Below are 20,652 nucleotides of genomic sequence, written 5' to 3'. Positions count from 1 at the left end.
TCCCGCCATGCGCCGCCCCACCGAACGTGTCCTGGTCAACCTCGCCCTCTACGACGGCGTGGACGACGCCCTCCAGCCCGACCGGGGCGTCTGGATCGGCGCCGACGGCCTGATCCGCGCCGTCGGCCCGGTCGACGACGTGCTCACCGAGGCCGGCGACGTCCCCGTCGTCGACCTGGACGGCGAGCACGTCATGCCGGGCCTGACCAACATGCACGTCCACCTCTCCCTCGGCCTGCCCGGACACCTCGCCGACACGGTCCACCGGTCCAACCTCGCCGAGCTGGTGCTCCTCATGGCGGACTCGGCCCGGCGCACCCTGCACGCCGGCGTCACCACCGCCCGACTGGTGGGGGAGAGCCGCTACGCCGACTTCGCCCTGCGCCGGGGCATCGAGGCCGGCGCGGTGGACGGACCCCGCATCTTCACCGCCGGGCACGCGCTGTGCTGCACCGGCGGGCACGGCTGGGAGGCCGACGCCCTGGAGGCCGACGGCGCGGACGGCTTCCGACGGGCCACCCGCGAGCAGATCCGCGCCGGCGCCGACCTGATCAAGGTGTGCATCTCCGGCGGCATCGCCGGCCAGTTCGAGGCGATCGACACCCCGCAGCTGCACGACGACGAGATGGCCGCGGTCATCCAGGTCGCCCACGACTGGGGCCGCAAGGTCACCGCCCACGCCGGCCCGGCCGACTCGGTGCGCCGCGCCGTCGAGCTGGGGCTCGACTGCGTCGAGCACGGCTACGAGCTGACCGACGAGGTCACCCGGCTGATGGCCGCCCGCGACGTCTGGTACGTCCCGACGATCGTGGTGAGCCGCTGCGAGCAGTTCTTCCGCGACTCCGGTGTCCCCGGCTGGCTGATGGAGCGGGCCCTCGCCGCCGGGCCCCGGCACTGGGAGAGCCTCCAGCACGCCATCCGCAACGGCGTACCGATCGCGCTGGGCAGCGACATGCCGCCGCACGCCGGCTACGACGAGACCAGCGCCACCGTCCGGGAGCTGGAGTTCATGGTGGACGCCGGGATGACCGTCGCGGACGCGTTGAAGGCCGCCACCGTACGCCCCGCGCAGTGGCTGGGCCAGGCCGACACCCTCGGCACCGTGGCGGCGGGCCGGCACGCCGACCTGCTCGTGCTGCGCGACGACCCGACCCGCTCGGTCTCCGCCCTGCGCACCCTGCACACGGTGATCAAGGGCGGGGTCGTCTACCGCGACGACCACTGCCGCCTGCGGGAGCCCCGATGACCGGAGTGACCCAGGTCGCCGACGCCTACCTCGACGCCCTCGCCGAGCTCGACCCGGACGCCGCCCAGGCGGCCGGACGCACGCCCGACTCGCTCCTGCCGGACCTCTCCCCGGACGGCTTCGACGCCCGCGCGCGGCTCGCCCGCCGCACCGCGGCGCACGCCGCCACGGCCACCGCCCACACCCCGGCTGAACGGGCCCTCGCGGGCGCCCTCACCGATCGGCTGGACAGCGAGATCGACCTGTACGACGCCGGCTTCACCACCCGGCTGCTCGCCCCGCTGGCCACCCCCGTCCACCTCGTCCGGCAGGTCTTCGACTCGCTGCCACGGGCCGGCGAGGACGACTGGGCCGTCGTCGCCGCGCACCTGCGCCGGGTGCCCACCGCCCTCGACCAGTACGCCGCGACCCTGCGCCGCTCGGCGCGACGCGGCCAGCTCGTGGCCCGCCGGCAGGTGCTGGTGGTCGCCGACCAGTGCGCCGACTGGGTCAGCACCGACTTCTACGGCCGGCTGGTCGCCGACGGTCCCGGCGGCGCGCTCGGCGCCGCACTGGAGCGCGGGGCGCGGTCGGCCACCGAGGCCACCGCCGGGTTCGCCGCGTTCCTGCGCACCGAGCTGGCCCCGTTCGCGTCCGACGTGGACGGTGTCGGCCGCGACCTCTACCGGGTGACGGCCCGCAGCTTCCTCGGTGCCACCGTCGACCTCGACGAGCTGTACGCGTACGGCTGGGCGGAGCTGCGCCGCACCGCGACCGAGCTGCACGCGGCGGCGGCCGAGTGCGGGCACCCCGACGTGGCGGCCGCGCGGGCGGCCCTGGACGCCGACCCCGCCGGCCGGGTGCCCGTCGGCGCAGCCCTGGCGGAGTGGCTCCAACGGCGTACGGCCCGGCTGACCGACGCGCTCGACGGCACCCACTTCGACATCCCGCCCGTCACCCGGCAGGTCCACTGCCGGATCAGCCCGACCGCGTCCGGCGTCATGTACTACACCCCGCCCGACCCGGCGCTCACCCGGCCCGGCGCGATCTGGTGGTCCACACCGCCGGGCGAGACGACCGTCGCGGTGTGGCGGCACGTCGGCACCCTCTGCCACGAGGGGCTGCCCGGCCACCACCTCCAGCACGCCGTCACGTACACCACCGCCGACCTGCACCCCTGGCAGCGCACCCTGTGCCACGTCCACGGGTACGCCGAGGGCTGGGCGCACTACGCCGAACGGCTCGCCGACGAACTCGGCCTCTACGACGGTCCCGCCGAACGGCTCGGCATGCTCGACGGCCAGATGTGGCGCGCCGCCCGCGTCGTGGTCGACCTGGGCCTGCACCTCGACCTGCCGATCCCGGCCGGCACCGGGTTCACCGACGCCCGGCGCTGGACCCCCGCGCTCGCCGTGGACCTGCTCACCCGCGTCGCCGGGCTGGACGCCCCGACCGCGCGCTTCGAGGTCGACCGCTACCTCGGCTGGCCGGCGCAGGCCCTGGCCTTCAAGGTCGGGGCGCGGCTGTGGCGGCAGGCCCGCCGGGACGCCGAACGCCGCGACGGCGCCGACTTCGACCGCAAGCGGTTCCACCACACCGCGCTGGCGCTCGGCCCGATGGGACTGGATCCGCTGCGCGCCCGCCTCGCCGACCTGTCCCCACCACCCGCCGCACCCCCGCCCGACGACCGGAAGCGACCGCGATGACCGACGACCTCACCCGCACCATCAGCGCCATGTACCGGTCGTTGGGCGACCGGCCCGCCTTCGACGCCCACCTGCACCCCGACCTGACGATCTGGGAGTCCGACGCGAACGAGCTGCTGACCGGTCTGGCGGCCCTGCACGACCTGCGGGACCGGCGCGCGTCGCACCGGACCGGCAGCCCGCCGGTGAGCGTGGCCCCGGAGCGGTTCCACGCCGAGAGCTGGGGCGACACCGGTCTCGTGCGGTACGTCCTGCGGGCCCGGCACGGCGACGGCCGGCCGGACGACTGCTTCCGGGTCACCGACGTGCTGCGGCGCGAGGGCTCCACCTGGCGGATCGTGCACCACCACGCGGAGGCGGTCCGATGAGCGCGGTCGGCCTCGGGTTGCAGTCCGACAAGTCCGCCGACGAGTACGCCGAGCTGGCCGAACTGGCCGAGCGGCACGGCTTCGACGTGCTGTCGGTCTTCGGCGACCTGATGTACCAGCCGCCGCTGTTCCCCCTGCTCGTCGCCGCGCGGCACACCCGCCGCATCCGCCTCGGCGCGGCCTGCCTCAACCCGTTCACCCTCCACCCGGTGGAGGTCGCCGGTCAGGTCGCCGCCCTCGACCTCGCCTCGCACGGCCGGGCGTACCTGGGGCTCGCTCGGGGCACCTGGCTCGACCAGGTCGGCGTGCCGCAGGCCCGCCCGCTGCGCCGCATCGCCGAGACGGTCGACGTCGTCCGGCTGCTGCTCGCCGGCGACGACAGCGGCTACCAGGGCCGGGAGTTCACCGTCGCGCCGGGCACCCGGCTGCGCTACACCCCGGCCCGCCCCAACGTGCCCGTCCTCGTCGGCACCTGGGGGCAGCGCACCGCCGGATCCGCCGCCGCGTACGCCGCCGAGGTCAAGGTCGGCGGCTCGGCGAACCCGGCGATGGCGGCCACGATGCGCGGCTGGCTGGACGAGGCGGCGCGGGGCAGCGGGCGCACCGGCGTGGTGCTGGGCGCGGTCACCGTCGTTGACGAGGACGGCGCGCTCGCCCGGCGGGTCGCCCGCCGGGAGGTGGCCATGTACGTCGCGGTGGTCGCCGCCCTCGACCCCACCGTCGAGGTGGACCCCGAGCTCCTGGCACGCATCCAGCAGCACGTCGGCCGCCGCGAGGACGACCTCGCCGGCGCGCTGATCGGGGACGACCTGCTCGACCTGTTCGCCTTCTCCGGCACCCCCGAGCACGTGGCCGAGCAGGCCGCGGCGGTGCTCGACGCCGGCGCGAGCCGGGTGGAGTTCGGCACCCCGCACGGTCTGACCCCGCGCGACGGGATCGACCTGCTGGGCCGCCGGGTGCTGCCGCTGCTGCGCGGCTGACCCTCCCGTCGGCTCCGGCCGCCGGCTACTCCGCCAGGTAGCCGGTGGCCGGGTCGATCCCGGCGAGGAAGCCACGGATGGCCTCCTCCAGCTCGGGCCGACTCAGCTCGCGGGCCCCGGAGAGCGCGAAGCCGTACTCGTGCGGCCCGCTGAGCCAGTCGAAGTCGTACGTGCCGGGTGCGCCGGCCCGCCGACCGACGCGGAAGTCCTGCCCGTCGACGGCCAGCACGACCGGGTCGCCCTCGTAGGTCGGCGACAGGTGCGGCGGCGCGAGGCCCGGCTCCGGCTCGCTCGACATGCCCGCCACGCTCCCTCCTCCGGTGACGGACCGCCCGTGCGCCGGCCGCCGTCTGCGGCCATTGTGCCGAGGCCCCGGCCCGCCGTCGGCCGTACCCGGCGATCCGCTGCCGGGTCAGGGCTTACGAGCCACCCCGCCGTACGCGTCGACCTCCTCGGTGTCGGCGTCGTCCGGCCGCCACGACGTGATCGGCACCAGGCCGGGCTCCACCATCGCCAGCCCTTCGAAGCAGCTCGCCAGGTCGGCGGGGCTGCGCAGCACGTACGGCACACCGCCGCTCTCCACCAGCCGCTTGGCGCCGGCGACGACCGCCGGACTGGTGTTGCTGCCGTCCCAGAACACCAGGTGGCTGCCGGACGAGGTGGCCGCCATGGTCCGCCCGATGATGGCGCGCACGACGTCCAGGTCGGGCTCGTAGCCCAGCACCCCCATGAACATCACCGCCACGGGCTGCGCCAGGTCGAGCGTCTTCGCCGCCTCGGTGAGGATCCCCTCCGGGTCGTGGTAGTCGGCGTGCACGAAGGTGGTCGCGCCCTCGGCGGTCGCGCCGGCCAGCAGCGCGCGGGCGTGCACCAGCACCATCGGGTCGTTGTCGACGTAGACGACCCGCGACTCGGGCGCGACGCCCTGGGCGACCGCGTGGGTGTTCTGCATGGTGGGCAGGCCGGTGCCGATGTCGAGGAACTGCCGGATGCCCGCCTCGGCGGCGAGGAACCGCACGGCCCGGATCAGGAACCGGCGGGACTGGCGCGCCATGACGGCGATCTCCGGGTAGACCGAGACGACGGCGTCACCGGCCATCCGGTCGGACGGGAAGTTGTCGCTGCCGCCCATCCAGTAGTTCCAGATCCGGGCCGCATGCGGCACCTCGGGCTGGAGCTGCGCGCTGTGGGCTACGTCCGGATCGGCCATGCCAGGCTCCCATCATCGGGCGGTGCGGGGCTGCCGTGCGATCGGCACAGCCTAGTCGCGTGGGGTCCACTCCCGACAGTGGTCGGCGGCGGGCGACCGGCGGGATCGGGGCGGCGCGCGGTGCCGGCCCGGCGACGATCGGGGGCCCCGACCGGCCGGACGGTTGGTCCGGGCCCGCGCCGCGATCCGTACGGTGCCGGTATGACTCAGGACAGCCTCCCGCCGACGGTCGCCCGGAAGGTCCGGGCGCTGCGTCGCGCCGGGCTGATCCTGCTGGGGCTGATCGGCCTGGTCTTCCTCACCGTCGGCGGCTGGCTGCTGGCGAGCCAGAGCTGGGACCGGGCCACCGGCACCGTGCAGACCTGCACGGCGCGGGTGGAGCGCACCACGTCGTCGAGCGGCCGGACCGTGCACACCTGCACCGTCACCTGGCGGGCCGCCGACGGCGCGCACACCGGCAGCGTCGAGCTCGACCGCGCGGGCGCGGTGCCGGGACGGGCGGTGGCGCTGCGGGTCACGGGCGACCAGGCCGTCGTGGCCACCCCGGTCTGGGTCGGTGCGGCGAGCGCGGCCGGGGGGCTGGCCCTGGTCGGTGCGGCGGCCGTGCTGCTCGTACGCCAGCGGCGCGCCCGGGCCTGATCGAACGACCTCCGCGGGGGCGCGGCGGAGCGTTTTCCGCGCACTCGTACCTCGCGGAAAATGGTTGCCTTACCAAACAATCCGAACGCCATCATCTCGATCGCCGCACCGGGCATCGGGTCGTCGGCGCGTACCCGGTAGGGGAGGGTCCGCACGGGGCGGGACGGCAACCGCGGCCGTCAATCCGGTGCGCCGAATTCCCTGCCTCCTTCCGACTGCGCGGCGAGCGTCGTGTCGGGCGCCGCGAGCGCTCGGCGCCCGTGCGAGGCGCCGTCCGGGCACCGAGCGGCCGCTCCGCTGCTCCGGGAGCGAGTGCGACCTGATCCGGCCTGAAAAGGCGGTCGAATTGCGCCTTGAGAATTGGCGGAATCCCGGGGCGGAGGCGAGTGGCCGACGCGCCGATCCGGGGTGGTCGCGCAATTGTGGAACGTCATTGAATGCGGTGCGCGAAATGGTGGCCCGGTGGGAGTCGGAGCGATTGGCGAACTTACCGACGGTCACCTGCCGGCCGGGTGCGGTCGGCCAGCGGTTGACGCGGTGTCGTCGCGGTTCGCCTCATGAATCCCTTGCCACCTCGCAAAACATAGATCGTCTCCGGGGCGGCCTCGGCGGGCTCGGTCACGGTTCGGCTAACTCTGGGTGAACGGTAGGCGGAGTCTGGCGACGCGTTACGCCGGGCGAAGAACGGTCGCGAGAAGCAAGTGGGGCGAGTCCGCAGTGCGCGAAATGAGCCTGTAACGAAGCTGACTCACGAAGAAATCATTCGCTATTAACGTTCCCGCCCTAGAGCCGCCGGCCCGACGGAAACCCGTCCGGAAACGGCGACGTGTGTCCGTTGGGTGAGGAGGTCCTCCCGCGTGGAGCCGATGGTCGTGGAGCCCCCGGCAACCCGTGCCGGCGAGCCGGAGGGTGTGCCCGGGAGCGGGGCGGGGTCGAGCGGTGCCCCGGTCCGGACGGTCAGCAAGTCGCCGACCCGGATCGCCCTGGCCCGGCTGCGCCGGGACCGGGTCGCGATGGTCTGCGCGGTCATCTGCGCGGTGTACCTGCTGATCGCCGTCTTCGCGCCGCTGCTCGCCCGCCTCGAGGGCCAGAACCCCACCGACCTGCACCAGAACCTCATCGACGAGTTCGGCTTCCCGACCATCGGTCCGACCGGTGAGCACTGGTTCGGCGTGGAGCCACGGCTGGGCCGCGACCTGTTCGCCCGCTGGGTCTACGGAGCCCGGCCCTCGCTCATCGTCGCGGGCGCCGTCACCGCGATCACCACGGTCGTCGGGGTGGTGGTGGGCCTGATCGCCGGGTTCTCCGGCGGATGGGTGGACCGCACGCTGTCCTGGCTCATCGACCTGGTGCTCAGCCTCCCGTACCTGCTGTTCGCGATCGCCAGCTCCGCCGTGCTGGTGGCGATCTTCGGCGGGGCCGGCGGCGCGTCGGCCGACCAGGTGGCGGGCATTCGCTTCGTGTCGCTGATCTGCGTGCTGTCGTTCTTCGGCTGGGCCAGCCTGGCCCGCCTGGTCCGGGGACAGGTGCTGTCGCTGCGGGAGCGCGAGTTCGTCGCCGCCGCCCGAGTGCTCGGCATCCCCACCCGACAGGTGCTGTTCAAGGAGCTACTGCCGAACCTGGTGGCACCGATCGTCGTCTCGGTCTCCCTGGCGCTGCCGGGTTACGTGGTCGCCGAGGCCGGCCTGACCGTGCTCGGCGCCGGGCTGATCGAGCCCACCCCGTCGTGGGGGCTGACCATCTCCGCCGCCACCACCTACTACCGGGCCGACCCGCTCTACCTGTGGCTGCCCGTACTCGGCATCACGATCCTGGTGCTCGCCCTGAGCCTGCTCGGCGACGCCGTACGCGATGCCTTCGACCCCCGGACCCGTCGATGAGGACGCCCTGGGCTGGAGGAGAACCGCGGACCCCGCACGTCGGGGGTCCGCAGACCGGAAGAAAGACAGGAGTACGTCTGTGAGGCAAGTGAAGGTTGGTCTTGCCGTCGCGCTGGCCGCCAGTCTGGCGGTAACGGCCTGCGGCAGCCCCTCGGCGAACAACGGCAGCAGCGGCGGGGGTGACGCCAAGGGCATCGAGACCCAGCAGAGCGCGCTCGACCCGACCGCCAAGGGCCCGGCGGCCGAGGTGCCCGGCGCCAAGAAGGGCGGCGTCATCACGGTCTACTCCCAGGTCACCCCGAACACGTTCGACCCGACCGATACCTACTACGCCGACGCGATGGCGATCGAGAAGCTGATCTTCCGCAGCCCGACCCAGTTCGCGATCCGCAACGGCAAGCCGGTGCTGGTGCCCGACCTGACCGACCTGGGCACCGTCTCGGCGGACAAGCTGACCTGGACGTTCAAGATGCAGCCGGGCATCAAGTACGCCGACGGCAGCGAGGTCAAGGTCGAGGACCTGGCGTACGCGATCAAGCGCTCGTTCGCCCACGACGTCTTCGCCAACGGCCCGACGTACCAGCTGACCACCTTCAAGGACGGCGACAAGTACAAGGGCCCCTACGTCAGCGGCGACGCCTTCGCCGGCGTGGAAACCCCGGACCCCAGCACACTGGTCATCCACCTGGTCACGCCGTACCCGGACCTGCCCTTCTACCTGACCTTCCCGGCGTTCACGCCGATCCCGAAGGCCAAGGACACGAAGGAGAACTACAAGAACAACCCGCTCGCCACCGGGCCGTACCAGTTCGACACCTACACCCCCGGCACCGAGCTGAAGCTGAAGAAGAACCCGCACTGGGACCCGAACACCGACGCGGTGCGCCACCAGTACCCGGACGGCTTCGACTTCAAGTGGGGCGGTGAGGACCCGAAGACCCAGCAGCAGGTCCTCAACAGCGCCGGCGAGGACGCCAACGCGCTCAACTACGGCGCCGTCGACGCCTCGCTGATCCCGCAGCTGAACGGGGACAAGAAGGCCCAGCTGATCCAGGGGGAGCAGCCCTGCACCTACTCGGTGCAGCTGGACACCCGCAAGATCCCGCTGGAGGTGCGCAAGGCGATCGCCAAGGCGTACCCGTACGACCAGATCAACAAGGCCGGCGGTCTGAACAGCTACAACTCCGAGCCGGCCAGCACCATCCTGCCGCCGAGCGTGCCGGGCTACACCAAGTACGACCCGCTGCCCGACCTCTCCGGCAAGGGCCAGGGCGACCCGGCCGGCGCGAAGGCGATGCTGGAGGCCGCCGGCAAGGCCGGCTTCGAGCTCAGCTGGTACTACGACAACACCAAGCCGGTTCCGCAGCAGACCAACCAGATCCGCGTCGACGCGTTCAAGGCGGCCGGCTTCACCGTGAAGCCGATCGGTGTCACCACCGCCGAGCTGCGCTCCAAGATCGCCGACTACGACGCTCCGGTCAACATGGGCCAGGCCCCGCAGGGCTGGTGCTCCGACTGGCCCAGCGGCGGCAGCTGGTTCCCGGTGCTCTTCCAGTCGCACAGCATCACCGACGGCACCAGCTGGGGCATGCTCAGCGACAAGGCGCTGGACGCCAAGATCGACGAGATCGGCAAGCTCCCGGCCGAGCAGGCCGCCGCCAAGTGGGGTGAGCTGGACAAGGAGATCCTCGGCCAGTACATCGCCCTGCCGCGCTACTACGGCAAGCTCGCCTTCGTGGTCGGCACCAACATCGGTGGCGCCGAGGGCGACGCCTCCGCGGGTGAGCCGTTCTACCTGAACATGTTCCTGAAGAACTGATCTCCTCGCCTCACCCCATCGTGGACGCCGGCCGGACCTCCGGCACTGTGCCGGCCGGCGTCCACCCTCTCTCCCCGTTCCGGCTGTGGGCCCCGGCCCCGGCCCGCTGCCACCAGGAGCCTTGGCGGTGCTCTTCTACATCCTGCGACGGGTCGTCAGCGCGATCTCCGTCATCATCGTGACGCTGGTCGCGAGCTTCGGGCTGTTCTTCGTCGCCCCCACCGACCCGGCCGGAACGATCTGCGGCCAGCGCTGCACCCCGGAGCGCTACGCCGACATCAGCGCCAGCCTCAACCTCGACGAGCCGGTGGCGCAGCAGGTCGGCGAGTACCTCAAGGGCATCGTGGTCGGTCGGACGTACCACTCGGGCGGGCTCACCATCGACTGCGACGCCCCCTGCCTCGGCTACTCGTACACCCTCGGCCAGCCGGTCACGAAGCTGATCGGGCAGGCCCTGCCAATCACCGTCTCGATCGTGCTCGGCGGGGCGGTCGTCTACCTGCTCGCCGGCATCCTCGCCGGAGTGGTGGCGGCCCGAAGACGCGGCACCTCCCTGGACCGGATCATGGTCGGCACCTCGCTGGGCATCAACGCCGTGCCGTACTTCGTGGTGGCGCTGCTCGTCGCCCTCTACGCGACGTTCCTGCCGCACGCCGGCTACCACCCGCTGCTGGAGAACCCGCTGACCTGGGCCAGCGGACTGCTCGCCGCCTGGCTGACGCTGGGCCTGACCAACGCTGCCTCCTACACCCGCTACGCCCGGGCCTCCATGATCGAAACGCTCGGTGAGGACTACATCCGCACCGCGCGCGCGAAGGGGATCAGCGAGCGGCGCGTCGTCTACCACCACGGCCTGCGCGCCGCGATCACCCCGGTCGCCACGATCTTCGGACTCGACCTCGCGTTCCAGCTGACCGGCGCCATCTTCACCGAGGCCATCTTCGGCCTGCCCGGTCTCGGCGTGCTGACCCTGCGGGCCTTCAACCAGTACGACCTGCCGGTGCTCATGGGCGGCGTCCTGATCGGCTCGGTGGTGCTGGTCGCGATGAACCTGCTCGTCGACATCCTCTACACGATCCTCGACCCGCGAGTGAGGCTGGCATGACCGAACTGCTGGCGACCCCAGACCACGAGCCGGCGGTTGGCCCGTCCACACCTGGCGGGCGGCAGCCGGAGACCGTGGCCCGCACCCGCCGCCGCGGCGGCGACGACCGCGCCGCCGAGGCGCCGTACCTGGAGGTGCGCGACCTTACCGTCACCTTCCCGACCACCGACGGGCCGGTCCGCGCGGTCCAGGGCCTCAGCTACTCCCTGCCGCTGGGCCGCACCCTGGCCGTCGTCGGCGAGTCCGGCTCCGGCAAGAGCGTGTCCAGCATGGCCATCATGGGCCTGCACGACCCGCGCGGCACCCGGATGACCGGTTCGATCCGGCTCGGCGGGCAGGAGATCGTCGGCATGGCCTCCGCCGACCTGCGCCGGCACCGCGGCGCCACCGCCGCGATGATCTTCCAGGACCCGCAGTCCTCGCTGCACCCGTACTTCACCGTCGGCGACCAGATCGCCGAGGCGTACCGGGCGCACCACCGGGTGTCCCGGCGGGCGGCCCGGGACCGCGCCGTCGACCTGCTCGGCCGGGTCGGCATCCCCGACCCGCGCCGCCGGCTCGACGACTACCCGCACCAGTTCTCCGGCGGCATGCGCCAGCGCGCCATGATCGCGATGGCCCTGGTGAACGACCCCAAGCTGCTCATCGCCGACGAGCCCACCACCGCGCTCGACGTCACCGTCCAGGCCCAGATCCTCGATCTCATCATGGACCTCCAGCAGGACTTCGGGTCGGCGGTGCTGTTTATCACCCACGACCTCGGCGTGGTCGCCGAGATCGCCGACGACGTCCTGGTGATGTACGGCGGACGCGCCGTCGAGCACGGATCGGTCGACGAGATCCTCGGCCGCCCGCTGCACCCGTACACCTGGGGTCTGCTGGAGAGCATCCCGGCCGTCTCCGGCGCACCGACCCGGCTGCATCCGATCCCCGGCACGCCGCCGAGCCTGCTCGCGCTGCCGACCGGCTGCTCGTTCCACCCCCGCTGCGAGTTCGCCGGCCGCGTGCCCGGCGGCGCGTGCTCCGCCGACCTGCCCGACCTGCGTCCCCGCGAGGCGGACGCCGCCCGGTCCTCCCGCTGCCACCTGTCCGACCCGGCGCAGGTCTTCGCGACCGAGATCCTGCCCCGCCTGCCGTGAAGGAACCCGAGATGACGACCACCGCCGACACCGCGACCCGGACGGCGCGAAGCGACGTGCCGCTGCTGGAGCTGCGGGACCTCCAGATGCACTTCACGGCCCGGGGCGAGGGCTGGTTCGGCCGCGAGGGCCTGCGGATCCGGGCGGTGGACGGGGTGTCGCTGCAGCTGCGCGCGGGCGAGACCCTCGGCCTGGTCGGCGAGTCCGGCTGCGGCAAGTCCACCACCGGACGCCTCATCACCCGGCTGCTGGAGCCGACCGGTGGGCAGGTCCTCTACCAGGGCACCGACATCACCCACCTCAAGGAGAAGGACCTGCGCCCGTACCGGCGCGACCTCCAGCTGATCTTCCAGGACCCGTACTCGTCGCTGAACCCCCGCCACACCGTCGGCACGATCATCGGCCGTCCGCTGCGGGTGCACGGCATCGTGCCGAAGGGCCGGGAGCTGGACCGGGTACGCGAGCTGCTGGAGGTCGTGGGCCTCAACCCCGAGCACTACAACCGCTACCCGCACGAGTTCTCCGGCGGTCAGCGCCAGCGCATCGGCATCGCGCGGGCGCTCGCCGTGCAACCGAAGGTGATCGTCGCCGACGAGCCGGTCAGCGCCCTGGACGTGTCGATTCAGGCGCAGGTCATGAACCTCCTGGAGGACCTGCGCAAGGAGTTCAACATCGCGTTCGTCTTCATTGCCCACGACCTCGGCGTCGTTCGGCACTTCTGCGACCGGGTCGCGGTGATGTACCTCGGCCGGGTGGCCGAGATCGCCGACCGTGACCCGCTCTACGACACGCCCGCGCACCCCTACACCCAGGCGCTGCTCTCCGCCGTCCCCGACCTGGGCGTGGTGCGCGGCGCGCAGCCCAAGGCCCGGATCCGGCTGACCGGTGACGTGCCCAGCTCGACGGACACGGCGGCGGGATGCCGCTTCCGGAGCCGCTGCTGGAAGGCCGAGGACATCTGCGCCACCACCGCCCCTGCCCTGGTCGACCTGGGCGGCGGGCAGGCGGCAGCCTGCCACTTCGCCGAGGCGGCCCAGCCGAGCGCGGCGCCAGCGGCCTGACGGGATCAGGTCTGCGAGTTCCAGAACCCGACCAGGGTGGCCGTCCACCACCCCAGTTGGGAGACGGTGGCGCTGGCCACCCCGGGCAGCAGGGCCGCCCAGGGTGGCCGGCCCTCGTGGGCGGCGAGGCGGTCGCTCACCCGGCCGAGGAACAGCCCGTTGATCCCGACCGTCAGCACCGCCAGCAGCTTGACCCACACCAGGCCGGACGACGTGTCCGGTCCCAGCGCGGCGCCGCTGACCACCAGCCCCACCAGCCCCGACCAGATGAGCAGGTGGGAGCCGCGCGCGGTGGTCAGCACCGTGCCCAATGGTTCGCGGCGCAGCAGCCAGCGCAGGCTGAACCAGTCCACGGTCAACACCGCCCCGAACCCCACCACCAGGCAGGTGAGGTGGCAGAAGAGCGCCGCCGTACGCCATGCCGGGGAGAGGGTGATGTGCGGCGCGGCGAGGATAGCGACCAGCCAGCCGGCGGTCATCGTCAGGATCGCCGCGGCGATCGCGGACCGGCCGGCGGGCCGACGGTGACCGCCACGCCAGCCGGGGCTTGGGGCGAGTGGAGTGAGATCGGCTGGCTTGGCCCCTCGGGTCGTGGGGTTGACCGGCAGCGGTGACCGGGCCGGACCGGTCGGCGCCGGCGACCGGGCGGGACCACTCGGGGCCGTCGCGGCTTGCCGGGTGCGGGGCGCCGGGGGTTGACCGGGGACGTCCGAGCGATGCCGGGCGCCGCCGCCCCGGACCGGAAAGCCACCCCGGTCGAGATGGTCGGGCCGGTCGGCGGACCGGGCGCCGCTCGTGCGGCGGCCGGTGGTGTGCGGATCAGTCATCCGCATCGGCGGGTCCTCCGGCCGGCATGGTGCCACCTCCGCTCGCCTCGGCCTGCGTTGCTGCGGGACGGGACGACGCCCTCCCGATCAAGAGACTTCGCGGCGGCGCGCGGGTTACAGAAAACCGCGGGACGTCAGCCTCCCGCACCGGCGGCCACCGGATCCGGCAGGCGTGCGAGCTCGTCGAGTTCGGCCGTGCGGGCCTCCTGCATCCGGGCGACGACCGCCTTCAACTCCGGGCTGGCGCCGTTGGCCTGCTCGCCCCGGCACAGCACCACGGTCTGCTCCAGGTGAGCGCGGATCAGCGCCACCGTGCCGGACCGCAGCTCGACCGCCGGGGCCGCCCGCAGCTCGGTCAGGCGGGCGTCGGTCACCATGCCGGGCATCTGGTGTCCCTCGTGGATGTTCTCCTCCGGCATATGGGCGGCCGCCAGCAGCGCCCGCAGCTCGCGCACCTCGCTGCGGTGCGCGGCGCGGATCCGCTCGACGGCGGCGCGCAGCGGCGGGTCGGTCTCCGCCGGCCGGGTGTCGAGGTAGTCGAACAGGGCGAGCGCGCCCTCGTTCATCGGGATCAGCAGCTGGATGAAGGCGTTGTCGGTGGCGTTGAGCACCACCGGCGACGCCCCGACTGCCGACGGCGTGACGGCGGGCGCGGGCGCCGCCGCCGGCTCGTCGGGTCGGCTCCGGAGCTGGGTGAGACCGACCGCCAGCGCCGTGACGGCCAGGCTCGTGACGGCGCCGACGATCCGCCAGGCCCGGGCACGGCGGGTGGTACGGCTCATGACTTCGTCCATCGGTCGGCCTGCTCAGCGCGCGGCCTGGAAGGCACGCCCGACCGGGGTCGCGTCGGTGCCGGTGCGGAACAACCCGGACCGGTCCTTGTCGGTGGCGGGCAGGCCGAACCAGGCGTAGCGCTGCACGTAGGGCAGCTGACCCAGCATGGTGGTCGCGGCGGTGAGGAACGCGGCCTGCTGCTCCTGGCTGGGAAACTGCGGCCCGTCGCCGTGGAAGCGCATCAGCGCGAACTCGGTCAGCCAGATCGGCTTGCGGTACCGCTCGTAGACGGCCTGGATGTACTGCTTGAGTTGGCGCACCGCCGCCTGGGTGGCGAACTCGGCGCCGAACCAGTGCAGGGTGATGAAGTCGACCCGGTAGCCGCGGGCTTCGGCGCCGGACATGAACTGGTCGAGCCAGCGGCCCGGGTCCGCGCCGCCCCAGGCCACCGCCGGGCTGCCCAGCTTGCTGCCGGTGGCCTGCAGCTTCGGCCACAGGTCCAGCGCCTGCTGCGGAGTCATGTTCGCCTGCTCGGGGATGTCCGGCTCGTTGAACGTGAGCAGGTACGGCCCGTTCGCCTTGGCCCGGGCGAGGTCGGCGTCGGTGACGTTCTCCGCGCTGCGGATCATCGGCACGAACGTCACCCCGCGTGGAGTGGTGATCCCCCGGTGCTGGGTGCCCCAGGTGTAGTACCAGCCGGCCTTGGAGTTCGCCAACGCCTGGCTGGCCCCGGTGAAGTCCCACACGCCGACGCCCTTGCGGGGCGAGCTGACGGCCGGTGGGGCGGCCAGGGCCCGTACCGTCGGTCGGACGCTCGGCGGCGCGCTCGACGGCGCTCCGGGGGTGGCGGTCGCGGTGGGCGCCAGGGCGGCCACCGGGGGCGCCGGCGGCTCGTCGGGCCGGGTCACCACGACGGTGGTGGTCACGGCCAGGACCACGGCGGCGACGCCGGCGCCGATCGAGGTGAGCAGGCCCCGGGGCCCGTTGACCACCAGGTCGACCAGACCGACGCCACCGTCGGTGGTGGTGGGCACACCGCCGGGCGGGGTCGTCCCGGCGGTGTGCCCGGCCGTCGGGTCCGGGGGGTGATACCCGACGGCGTCCGAGGCGGCCGGGGGCACGGCCGCGCTCGGGAACTGGGCGCTGAGGCTGGCCGGCAGCGGCAGCATCGGCAGACCGGCGAGCAGCCGGTCGATCGGCAGCAGGCTGCTGCCGGCGCGCGCGCAGGTGGCGCAGTCGCGGACGTGCCGGGCCAGCCGCTTGCGCCAGAGCGCGCTGGGTACGCCGTTCCACCCGGCCGCCACGCTGTTCAGCTCGGGGCAGCCGGGACGGGCACGCAGGGCCCGTACGACGGCGCGGGCGCTCTGGATCTGCTCCTTCATCCGGTGAACCCGCACCGCGACGTGACCGGGGGAGAGGCCGAGCGCGTCGGCGACCTCGTTGCGGGTCAGCGCGCCGGTCTCCTCCAGCCACCAAAGGGAGAGCAGTTCCTGGTCGTCCGGGTCGAGCCAGCGGGTCGCCTCGGCGACCTCCCGTCGCTGGTCGGTGAGGCCCAGCCGCAGGATGGTCACCGCGGCGAAGTCGGCCGCCGGGTCCGGTACGTTGTGGATCGTCTCCAGCCCCGCGTCGCGGTGCAGGGCGACCCGCCGGCGTTGTTCCCAGTCGCGCACCTGGCGGATGGTGATCGCCACCAGCCAGGACCGGAACGCGGCGGGGTCGTTGAGGGCGGGCAGGTGCCGGATCACCCGCACCAGCGTCTCCTGGACGACGTCGTCGACGTCGGCGTGCCCGCGCAACGCCCGTCCGACGATGTTGTAGACGAGCGGGAGTGAGGCGGCGACGACCTCGTTGAGGGCGTGCTGGTCGCCCTGCCGGGCCGCGACGACCAGCCCGGTGTCGGCCAGGGCCCGTCCGGTTGACGACATGGGGGCTCACTCCTTCGTGCTTCGTCCGCGGGGCGCCCGAGTCGGGTCGCGCCCGGCCGCCACGTGTTCGGAGACCTGTGGCGGCGGGGCGGATTACGGAAATTCTCGGGCCGGCCGGTGACGTCGATGTGAACCGGGTCCGGGTGAACGCGACCGCCGCTCTTGTTCACTCCTGTTCAGCCTGATAGAACACCAGCAGTGGACGGGTCGCTGCGAGGGAGGGTACGGCGTGGGCGAGGACGTGACCCCGGACGACGGGGACATGGAGATCTACGACCTGCGGGTCACCGTCGACCGCATCGAGGGCCGCTCGGTGTGCGGCATGGCGGTCGGTGACCACTTCGACCTCACCGACAGCGCCCACCTGAAGCTGCCGGCCGACCAGCACTTCTGCGTGTACGCCCTGGCGTCGGTGCTGCCCTTCCTGGCGGCGAAGCAGCGGGACGTGCCGCCCGGCGACTGGTTGGCGCAGGACACCCTGTTCGCCTGCCCCGACCCGGAGGAGCGGCTGGTGATGCGGGTCGAGCGCACCTGCCGGCGGCGCATGAACTCCGCCGACCTCACCTGACCTCGCGCCGCCGGCCTGTGCCCAGACGGTGCCGGCCGCGTCAGAACAGTCGGGGCGTGACCACCGAGACGACCGTGGTCACCTCGTCGGTGTCGTTGTAGAGCCGGTGCGGCACCGACGAGCGCAGGTGCACGCTGTCGCCCGGGTACAGGCGGTGCTCCTCCCCGTCTACCTCGTAGAGCAACTCGCCGCGCACCACGTAGGCGAACTCCTCGCCCTCGTGCCCGTACGCCTCCTCGCGGCGGCCACCCGGTGCGATGTGCACGAGCATCGGCTCCAGCACCAGGTTGGCGCCCCGGTCGGAGAGCATTCGGTAGGTCTGCTGACCCGACACGTACTCGGTCGCGCCGCTCTCGGCCCGGGTCAGCGTGAAGTGCGGCGGACGCGGCGCGGCGGCCGTCACCTCGGGCGCCGCGGCGGCGACCCGCGTCGGTGTCGGGCCGGCCTCCGCGGGCGCCGCGCCGGCCTGCGCCGGTGCCGCGTCGGCCGGCGTCGGGGCGGGGCTGCTCTCGAAGAACTCGGCGACCGGCCGGTCCAGGGCGGCGGCGACGCTGTTGAGCGCGGTCAGGCCGATCGACGACACGCCCCGCTCGACCTGCGAGAGGAAGCCGATGGACAGGCCCGCGCGGGCGGCGAGGCCACGCAGCGTCAGGCCGCGTTCGGTGCGGAACTGCCGCATCCGCGCGCCGACGAGGCTCGGCTGGGGGTCGACCGGCCGGGCCGGGCGTGCCGAGGTACGCACACTGTCCTCCTGGGGTGGCGGAAGGGGCTGACGCAGCCGGACCAGACGGTGTTCGATCGTATCGAACGTGCCGAGGGCGGCGGAGCGGCCGGCGCCGTCGGACACCCACCGCGCCGGCCGCTGACGAGGCGGACGCAGGCCGCCCCGCCAATCCTCCGCGCCGTCACCCCAGCCCGGCGGGCAGGTCGGAGATGATCTGCCGATCACCTACGCCCCACTACGGGCCCGGCCGGATCGGGAGCCGCGTCTCCGCCCCCCGGATAGGCTCGAATCGCTCCTTGATCAATGTGTGGGCGGCGCCGGTCGCCGCGCTGTCCCGAACCGGAGGAACGAGCGGATGAGCGAAGGGGACGACGCCGCGCGACAGCCGGGTGGGCTCGCCGCCGACAGCCACGGCCGCGACGACGAGCGGGCACCGCTGGTCCTGCTGCACGGCCTCACGTACGACCGGCGGCAGTGGGACCCGGTGCTCGCCGAACTCGCCGTGCTCGACCCCGACCGGCGGGTGCTCCGTCTGGACCTGCCCGGCCACGGCGACTCGCCGGGACGCGACTCGTACGACACCGTGGCGGTCGCCGACGTCGTCCACGACGCCGTCACGGCCGAAGGGCTCGACGCGCCCGTGATCGTCGGCCACTCGCTGGGCGCAGTGATCGCCACGATCTACGCCGCCCGCCACCCGGCGCGCCGCGTGGTCAACCTCGACCAGCCGCTGCTGGTCGGCGGCTTCCGCGAGGTGCTGCGCCGCGCCGAACCGGTCCTGCGCAGCGGCGACTGGCGGCAGGTGTGGGACCAGATGACCGCCGGCATGGGCATCGACCAGCTGCTCCCGGCAGCCCAGGAGCTGGTCCGCACCCGGACCACGCCCCGGCAGGACCTGCTGCTCGGCTACTGGAACGAGGTCCTGGCGTTCCCCGCCGACCACCTCACCGAGCTGCGGACGCGGGACCTCGCCGCGATCCGCGACCGCTGCATCGGCTACGACTACGTGACCGGGACGGAGCCCAAGCCGGCGTACCGGAGTTGGCTGGAGTCGGCGCTGCCCGACGTGCGGATCACCGTGCTGCCCGGCGGCGGCCACTTCCCGCACCTGGCTTGGCCGGCCGAGGTCGCCGGAATCCTGGCCCGAAACTGACGGCGCTGCTCGTCGCCAGCGTCCCCGGCCGGGTCGACGTCGAGGCGTCGTGCCGCGGTCCGGCGCCGAGCCGCCCTCAGCCTGTTCGGCGTCCGGCGGTCGTCAGGCGTCGCCGGTCAGGTAGGCGCGCATCGCCGCGCGGTCGTCCGGTAGGCCGTGTTCGTGCAGGAGCATCGCGACGTTGCCGAACTCCTGCCCGTCGATCAGCCACGGCGCGGTCGACCGGCCCAGCACCTCGGCCAGCCGGCGCTGCTCGGGCGTCAACGCCGACACGGGTGTGCCCGCCGGCACCGGCCCGTCCGGGAACGCGAGGCGCAGCGTCGCACCGAGCACGGTCAACGACTGGTCGCCGCTGACCGTCGGGAGCCGATCGAGCAGCGCGCCCAGGCCGCGCGCGGCGTGCCGGGGCCCGAGCTGCCGCAGCGCCAGGCCCGCGTAGCCGGCGAGGTCCCCACCCAGGAACGGCACCCACTCGCCGTCGGCCGGCTCGTCCGGCAGGGCCGGGCCGGTGCCGCCCGGCATCGCCGCGTCCGCGTCGCCCGGCCCGGTCAGGGCGCTCCGGTCCTCCGGGTCGGCGTCACCCGGCCGGGTAGGCACGCTCGCGCCCGCCGGCTCGGCGTCGCCCGGCACAGCCCGGGCGCCCTGACTCGCCGGGGTCGCCGCCCACCTCATCAGCTCGTCGACGGTCGCCGGGTCGGACTGCGGGCCCAGGACCCGGGCGCGGCCGATCGCGGCGGCGCACCGGACGATCGGGCGCGGGTCTGCCAGCCACCGCGGGTCGGGCGCGGCGCCGAGCAGCCCCGACGCCACCAGCAGGGTGGCCACCTCGGCGGGCGTCACCGCCGCGTCGACGGCGGGCGACGACGCCGCGTCGAGCGCGCCGGCCAGCGCCGGCACGCTGCCCTCGGCCTCCTCCGGAAACCACGCCAGGGCGTACGCCGCCCCGGTACGCACCCCCGCGTCGGGGTGCGCGAGCAGCGCACGGAACAGGGGCACGCCGGCGCGCACCGCGTCGTACGCCGCCAATTCGACGTACGCCCACAGTCGTGCCTGGTCCGCCGCGTCCAGGGAGTCGACGTACGCGTACTCGACGTACTCCTTCTGCGTCTCGTCTTCCCCGGACCACGGCGGTGGTTTCGCGGCGAGCAGCGCGCGCCCACCTTCGGCGACGCGACGCTGTGCGGCCACCGGAACCCCGTCGGGCAGCACGGCCTCGTCGGAGCCGACGGCCACGCCGGTCAGCAGCCAGAGCACCGCCGACGGATCCGGGGTGCCCGAATCGGCGAGCAGCTCCAGCAGGAACGGCACCGCGTACGCGCTCGCCTCGAACCGTCCGCCCTGGTGGACGATCCTCGTGTACAGCTCGACCAGCGCCTCGTCCCGCGTCTCCGGGTCGGGGGAGCGCAGCGCCCGAAGGTGTCCGGGCAAATCGTCGGCCGCCCCGTACGCGTGGCCGAGCCGCGCCCAGTCGATGTCGTCGAGTCCGTCGAGCACGCCCCATGATGCCTCGACCGGGCGGCGGCGTGGGGGCAGGGAGCCGCCACGCCAC

Annotated in this window: 19 protein-coding genes; 12 read left to right on the top strand and 7 right to left on the bottom strand. The window is 73.5% G+C overall.

Annotation, left to right across the window (positions count from 1 at the left end; translation table 11 throughout):
* The first annotated feature begins 7 nt into the window (after positions 1-7).
* Genes GA0070620_RS09085 through GA0070620_RS09070 form a run of 4 tightly spaced genes read left to right on the top strand, consistent with a single transcriptional unit; the run spans position 8 to position 4,279 of the window.
* On the top strand, positions 8-1,246 hold the full coding sequence (locus tag GA0070620_RS09085; protein ID WP_091589445.1) for an amidohydrolase family protein: 1,239 nt from the start codon (positions 8-10) through the stop codon (positions 1,244-1,246).
* Positions 1,243-2,931 carry a DUF885 domain-containing protein gene (locus GA0070620_RS09080; RefSeq protein WP_091589444.1) on the top strand — a complete coding sequence of 563 codons (1,689 nt, stop codon included), beginning with the start codon at positions 1,243-1,245 and terminating at the stop codon, positions 2,929-2,931. Before GA0070620_RS09085 ends, GA0070620_RS09080 begins: the two co-directional genes overlap by 4 nt.
* A complete protein-coding gene (locus GA0070620_RS09075) occupies positions 2,928-3,299 on the top strand; it encodes a nuclear transport factor 2 family protein (protein WP_091589443.1) in 372 nt (123 codons plus the stop codon). The genes GA0070620_RS09080 and GA0070620_RS09075 overlap by 4 nt, the downstream gene beginning before the upstream one ends.
* Positions 3,296-4,279, top strand: coding sequence for an LLM class flavin-dependent oxidoreductase (locus tag GA0070620_RS09070; protein WP_091589442.1), 984 nt, complete (start codon positions 3,296-3,298; stop codon positions 4,277-4,279). Before GA0070620_RS09075 ends, GA0070620_RS09070 begins: the two co-directional genes overlap by 4 nt.
* A 25-nt stretch (positions 4,280-4,304) precedes the next feature.
* On the opposite strand, the gene GA0070620_RS09065 is transcribed toward GA0070620_RS09070, so the two are convergent.
* Complete coding sequence (locus GA0070620_RS09065; RefSeq protein WP_197677573.1) at positions 4,305-4,586, bottom strand: hypothetical protein; 282 nt, start codon at positions 4,584-4,586, stop codon at positions 4,305-4,307.
* A gap of 105 nt (positions 4,587-4,691) precedes the next feature.
* On the bottom strand, positions 4,692-5,489 hold the full coding sequence (locus tag GA0070620_RS09060) for an SAM-dependent methyltransferase (RefSeq protein WP_091589441.1): 798 nt from the start codon (positions 5,487-5,489) through the stop codon (positions 4,692-4,694).
* A 201-nt stretch (positions 5,490-5,690) separates the two neighbouring features.
* On the opposite strand from GA0070620_RS09060, the gene GA0070620_RS09055 reads away from it, so the two are divergent.
* The 6 genes from GA0070620_RS09055 to GA0070620_RS09030 all read left to right on the top strand — a co-directional run bounded on the left by GA0070620_RS09055 (position 5,691) and on the right by GA0070620_RS09030 (position 13,132).
* The gene (locus GA0070620_RS09055) at positions 5,691-6,128 is read left to right on the top strand and encodes a DUF3592 domain-containing protein (RefSeq protein ID WP_091589440.1); all 438 of its coding nucleotides are present in this window, start codon (positions 5,691-5,693) and stop codon (positions 6,126-6,128) included.
* 866 nt (positions 6,129-6,994) lie between these two features.
* On the top strand, positions 6,995-8,008 hold the full coding sequence (locus GA0070620_RS09050) for an ABC transporter permease (protein WP_091598399.1): 1,014 nt from the start codon (positions 6,995-6,997) through the stop codon (positions 8,006-8,008).
* A 79-nt stretch (positions 8,009-8,087) separates the two neighbouring features.
* Positions 8,088-9,827 (top strand): ABC transporter substrate-binding protein, encoded by a 1,740-nt coding sequence (locus tag GA0070620_RS09045; protein ID WP_197677572.1) that lies wholly within the window; start codon positions 8,088-8,090, stop codon positions 9,825-9,827.
* A 127-nt stretch (positions 9,828-9,954) separates the two neighbouring features.
* Positions 9,955-10,932 (top strand): ABC transporter permease, encoded by a 978-nt coding sequence (locus GA0070620_RS09040; RefSeq protein ID WP_091598396.1) that lies wholly within the window; start codon positions 9,955-9,957, stop codon positions 10,930-10,932.
* Positions 10,929-12,071 carry an ABC transporter ATP-binding protein gene (locus tag GA0070620_RS09035; protein ID WP_091589438.1) on the top strand — a complete coding sequence of 381 codons (1,143 nt, stop codon included), beginning with the start codon at positions 10,929-10,931 and terminating at the stop codon, positions 12,069-12,071. Before GA0070620_RS09040 ends, GA0070620_RS09035 begins: the two co-directional genes overlap by 4 nt.
* 11 nt (positions 12,072-12,082) lie before the next feature.
* On the top strand, positions 12,083-13,132 hold the full coding sequence (locus GA0070620_RS09030; protein WP_091589437.1) for an ABC transporter ATP-binding protein: 1,050 nt from the start codon (positions 12,083-12,085) through the stop codon (positions 13,130-13,132).
* Between the two features lie 5 nt (positions 13,133-13,137).
* Here the strand turns inward: GA0070620_RS09030 and GA0070620_RS32615 are convergent, their stop codons facing one another.
* The 3 genes from GA0070620_RS32615 to GA0070620_RS09015 all read right to left on the bottom strand — a co-directional run bounded on the left by GA0070620_RS32615 (position 13,138) and on the right by GA0070620_RS09015 (position 16,658).
* Positions 13,138-13,611, bottom strand: a complete 474-nt coding sequence (locus GA0070620_RS32615) for a hypothetical protein (RefSeq protein WP_157741572.1) — start codon at positions 13,609-13,611, stop codon at positions 13,138-13,140.
* A gap of 482 nt (positions 13,612-14,093) precedes the next feature.
* Positions 14,094-14,741 (bottom strand): DUF305 domain-containing protein, encoded by a 648-nt coding sequence (locus GA0070620_RS09020; RefSeq protein ID WP_091589435.1) that lies wholly within the window; start codon positions 14,739-14,741, stop codon positions 14,094-14,096.
* A 24-nt stretch (positions 14,742-14,765) separates the two neighbouring features.
* On the bottom strand, positions 14,766-16,658 hold the full coding sequence (locus GA0070620_RS09015; RefSeq protein ID WP_091589434.1) for a sigma-70 family RNA polymerase sigma factor: 1,893 nt from the start codon (positions 16,656-16,658) through the stop codon (positions 14,766-14,768).
* A 229-nt stretch (positions 16,659-16,887) separates the two neighbouring features.
* On the opposite strand from GA0070620_RS09015, the gene GA0070620_RS09010 reads away from it, so the two are divergent.
* Entirely contained in the window at positions 16,888-17,226 is a 339-nt protein-coding gene (locus GA0070620_RS09010; RefSeq protein ID WP_231922304.1) for a TIGR04076 family protein, read from the top strand.
* Positions 17,227-17,266: 40 nt separating this feature from the next.
* Here the strand turns inward: GA0070620_RS09010 and GA0070620_RS09005 are convergent, their stop codons facing one another.
* A complete protein-coding gene (locus GA0070620_RS09005) occupies positions 17,267-17,968 on the bottom strand; it encodes a helix-turn-helix domain-containing protein (protein ID WP_231922303.1) in 702 nt (233 codons plus the stop codon).
* Positions 17,969-18,305: 337 nt separating this feature from the next.
* Here GA0070620_RS09005 and GA0070620_RS09000 point away from each other — a divergent pair, with 337 nt between their 5' ends.
* On the top strand, positions 18,306-19,103 hold the full coding sequence (locus GA0070620_RS09000) for an alpha/beta fold hydrolase (protein ID WP_091589433.1): 798 nt from the start codon (positions 18,306-18,308) through the stop codon (positions 19,101-19,103).
* A 102-nt stretch (positions 19,104-19,205) separates the two neighbouring features.
* Here GA0070620_RS09000 and GA0070620_RS08995 read toward each other — a convergent pair whose 3' ends face one another.
* On the bottom strand, positions 19,206-20,597 hold the full coding sequence (locus GA0070620_RS08995) for a hypothetical protein (protein WP_091589432.1): 1,392 nt from the start codon (positions 20,595-20,597) through the stop codon (positions 19,206-19,208).
* Between the last annotated feature and the right edge of the window lie 55 nt (positions 20,598-20,652).

Origin of the sequence: Micromonospora krabiensis (genome assembly GCF_900091425.1) — a bacterium.
In the GTDB taxonomy this organism is placed as follows: domain Bacteria; phylum Actinomycetota; class Actinomycetes; order Mycobacteriales; family Micromonosporaceae; genus Micromonospora; species Micromonospora krabiensis.
Note: the sequence above shows the minus strand (reverse complement) of the source record. Positions and strands in the feature narration are given on the sequence as shown.

What these genes read in the sequence shown, in the direction of transcription:
- GA0070620_RS09085 (WP_091589445.1), top strand. Translation starts at nt 8, where the DNA reads ATGCGCCGCCCCACCGAACGTGTCCTGGTCAACCTCGCCCTCTACGAC.
- GA0070620_RS09080 (WP_091589444.1), top strand. Translation starts at nt 1,243, where the DNA reads ATGACCGGAGTGACCCAGGTCGCCGACGCCTACCTCGACGCCCTCGCC.
- GA0070620_RS09075 (WP_091589443.1), top strand. Translation starts at nt 2,928, where the DNA reads ATGACCGACGACCTCACCCGCACCATCAGCGCCATGTACCGGTCGTTG.
- GA0070620_RS09070 (WP_091589442.1), top strand. Translation starts at nt 3,296, where the DNA reads ATGAGCGCGGTCGGCCTCGGGTTGCAGTCCGACAAGTCCGCCGACGAG.
- GA0070620_RS09060 (WP_091589441.1), bottom strand. Translation starts at nt 5,489, where the DNA reads ATGGCCGATCCGGACGTAGCCCACAGCGCGCAGCTCCAGCCCGAGGTG.
- GA0070620_RS09055 (WP_091589440.1), top strand. Translation starts at nt 5,691, where the DNA reads ATGACTCAGGACAGCCTCCCGCCGACGGTCGCCCGGAAGGTCCGGGCG.
- GA0070620_RS09050 (WP_091598399.1), top strand. Translation starts at nt 6,995, where the DNA reads ATGGTCGTGGAGCCCCCGGCAACCCGTGCCGGCGAGCCGGAGGGTGTG.
- GA0070620_RS09035 (WP_091589438.1), top strand. Translation starts at nt 10,929, where the DNA reads ATGACCGAACTGCTGGCGACCCCAGACCACGAGCCGGCGGTTGGCCCG.
- GA0070620_RS09030 (WP_091589437.1), top strand. Translation starts at nt 12,083, where the DNA reads ATGACGACCACCGCCGACACCGCGACCCGGACGGCGCGAAGCGACGTG.
- GA0070620_RS32615 (WP_157741572.1), bottom strand. Translation starts at nt 13,611, where the DNA reads ATGACCGCCGGCTGGCTGGTCGCTATCCTCGCCGCGCCGCACATCACC.
- GA0070620_RS09020 (WP_091589435.1), bottom strand. Translation starts at nt 14,741, where the DNA reads ATGAGCCGTACCACCCGCCGTGCCCGGGCCTGGCGGATCGTCGGCGCC.
- GA0070620_RS09015 (WP_091589434.1), bottom strand. Translation starts at nt 16,658, where the DNA reads ATGTCGTCAACCGGACGGGCCCTGGCCGACACCGGGCTGGTCGTCGCG.
- GA0070620_RS09000 (WP_091589433.1), top strand. Translation starts at nt 18,306, where the DNA reads ATGAGCGAAGGGGACGACGCCGCGCGACAGCCGGGTGGGCTCGCCGCC.